Origin of the sequence: Flavobacterium psychraquaticum (genome assembly GCF_034497725.1) — a bacterium.
Classification (GTDB): Bacteria; Bacteroidota; Bacteroidia; order Flavobacteriales; family Flavobacteriaceae; genus Flavobacterium; species Flavobacterium psychraquaticum.
In genome coordinates, this window is sequence record NZ_JAXKVR010000005.1 from 1 (window position 1) to 2,617 (window position 2,617).

The 2,617-nt window shown below is 27.7% G+C and carries 2 protein-coding genes; both read right to left on the reverse strand.

Annotated features, from left to right (window positions below; genetic code table 11):
- Positions 1-121: 121 nt before the first annotated feature.
- On the reverse strand, positions 122-1,117 hold the full coding sequence (locus T1L09_RS00025) for a phosphotransferase (protein ID WP_322548904.1): 996 nt from the start codon (positions 1,115-1,117) through the stop codon (positions 122-124).
- Positions 1,118-1,285: 168 nt separating this feature from the next.
- Positions 1,286-2,311 carry a hypothetical protein gene (locus tag T1L09_RS00030; RefSeq protein ID WP_322548905.1) on the reverse strand — a complete coding sequence of 342 codons (1,026 nt, stop codon included), beginning with the start codon at positions 2,309-2,311 and terminating at the stop codon, positions 1,286-1,288.
- Between the last annotated feature and the right edge of the window lie 306 nt (positions 2,312-2,617).

Consider the following 2,617-nt stretch of genomic DNA (forward strand, 5'->3'; position numbering starts at 1 on the left):
AACGTTTTGCGGCTACAAGAAGTGGCGAACTTCGGAACTGCGTATTTTCTGCTAAGATAAAATTTCTTGCGGAAAATAAACGTGAATTTAGCACTTTTCTCGCCATTTCTTGTAACCGCTGTTAGCCGCAGTTATTTCTTTTTGTTTCATAATATTCCATCCAATTTCTAATTCTTCCAACATACATTTTGAGATAGTTTTCAGTAAAAAAGATGTTCGACCAATCAAATCTTTGTGCTTGTACACCAAGATAAAATACAAAAATTGATGCTCCAACTTCTGGAATTAATTTAATTTCCTTTTCTGATAAATTTCTTATTTTTTGGTAGCCGTTTAAAAAACTTTCAGTCTTTCGTTCATATTCATTTTTGTCAGATTCTATGAAAAATAATTGTTTGCAAAAATAACCAACATCTAAAATTAACAAACCATTTCCACAATTATCAAAATCAAAAATTGTGATTTCATTTTCATTATTTACGCTCAAATTATCGTACCAAATATCTAAATGAACTACTCCGTTTTTATTGTCTAATAAATTACTTTCTTTAATTCTTTTTGGTATTTTATCACCAATTTCTTTTAAAAATTTCATTTCGTTTAAATCTTCTGAAAAAAATGATGTAAGATGATTATAAGATTCATTTAAAAGAATTTCAGAATCATAGTTTATCCTGTCTATTTTTTTATTTTCGGTTATATTATGAATTTTAGCCATTAACGCACCAATAGAATAACAAGTTTCATTAGACATAAAACGCATTTTTTCGCCTTTAGCAAACGAAAAAAGTACTGCATAACGAATTCCTTCAGGAGCATTTATTTCTTGAATTAAGCTTCCATTTACATCTGAAATTGGATGCGAAACTGCAAGGGATTTTTCTTTTAGTAGATTTAATAGCTCTAATTCTTGTTCAATTTCTATTTTTGTTCGCCATTTATAACAGTATATTCTAAAAACAAATTTAGTTTCATTATTTGAAATAAAGTAAGTGTGATTTACTCCAGTTCTAAATAATTTGCAATTAAAATCTTCGTTTAGTTTGTACTTTTCCTTTATAAAATTCGCTAATTCTATTTCTGATAATGTTGAAGCTATTACTGGAAAAGTTGTCATTTTCTGCGGATTTTTTTTTTATAATTGCGGCTAACGTTTTGCAGCTTGCAGAAGTGGCGGATTAAGGAAGCCTTATCTTTCGGTTAAACACTGACTTTGCAAGCACAAAACCAACTTTAAATTAAGCCCAAAACCCGCCATTTTTGCAAACTGCTGTTATGTGTAGTTTTATTTTATTATTTCTGCAATTGTTGGAATTAATTTACCAATACCATATGCTATTACGTTCGTTGCTATAGCAAGTATTATACTTATGAAAAACTTATTAAGAAACTTTTTATTTTTCTTGTTTATTTCTAATAATTTATTTTCATCTCCTTTTGTAAATTCAAACATTGGGTTTTTGGAGAATTTTGAAATACTACTATTCATTATTTTTTCGGATAGTATTTTCCCAAAAGTAATAGCTATATAAATAACAAAAACACTAAGAGTTACTATTTTGTAAAAACTAGTTAATATACTATTTAATAAAATTTCATTGTTTTTATAAAAATATGAAACTGAGTAGTTTAAAATAATTAAAGAAGCCGTTAGAAATAATAAGGATATCAAACTTTTGATGTGATTTTTATACTTTAATAGAAATAATATTAATTTATGGTTTTCTGTATTACTTGGTAAAGCATCGTACCAATTACTAACAATCATTTGAAGCTCGCTACATAATTGAGCATTTACAAAATCTATTTTGCATACAACTTGAGATTGTGCTTCTTCTAAATCAGTTTCTTCTCCACCTTGAAAAATCACTTGTAACATTTCGTTTGGTCTTAACCCGTTTCCAATTCTAACTCTTAGAGTATGAGTTTGTGGAACTTCACTAATTTGATTTGGAAAAATTATGTTAAAATCCCATTCAATAGTTATGTAATTTGTAGTTGGAGATATATTCCAATTATGGTTAACAAATTCATTCCAATTTCCAAATGATTTAATTTCCTTGCTAGAAAGTGAAACTATTACAGAATTTGTGTCAGTAACTAAATTTAAAAGCCTTAATTTTTGATAAATGGATTCGTTAAGTTCAACTATATCTCTTCTTCGAAAATGTTTATTATCTGTGAATAATTTTATATCAGTATCTCTTTTCGCTTTAAACAAATAATAAAGAGATTTAAATTGTTCAATTTGAGCTTGGTTGGCTAAAGCTTGATTAGCATTATTTTGCATTTCGGGCATAATTTCACTCATAATATTATCGATTTTTCAATTGGTTTCTTGTCTTATTCTGTTTTTTTCAAAAATTACACATAACGTTTTGCGGCTAGCTGAAGCCACAAAGATTTAAGACTAACCATTTCAAATATAACCATTTTTTTGAATTATTAAGAAACTTTCCAAAAAAAGACCAAGCGTTTGTGGTTTTAGCTAACCGCTGTTGTAGGTTGTAGCAATTTTAATTCAGGCTGCGTAAATTCGGACCGAATTTATGTAAGTTGAATTAAAATAATCAACACAAAGAATTTCCACTAAACTCTTCACGCAAACTTTTTTCAA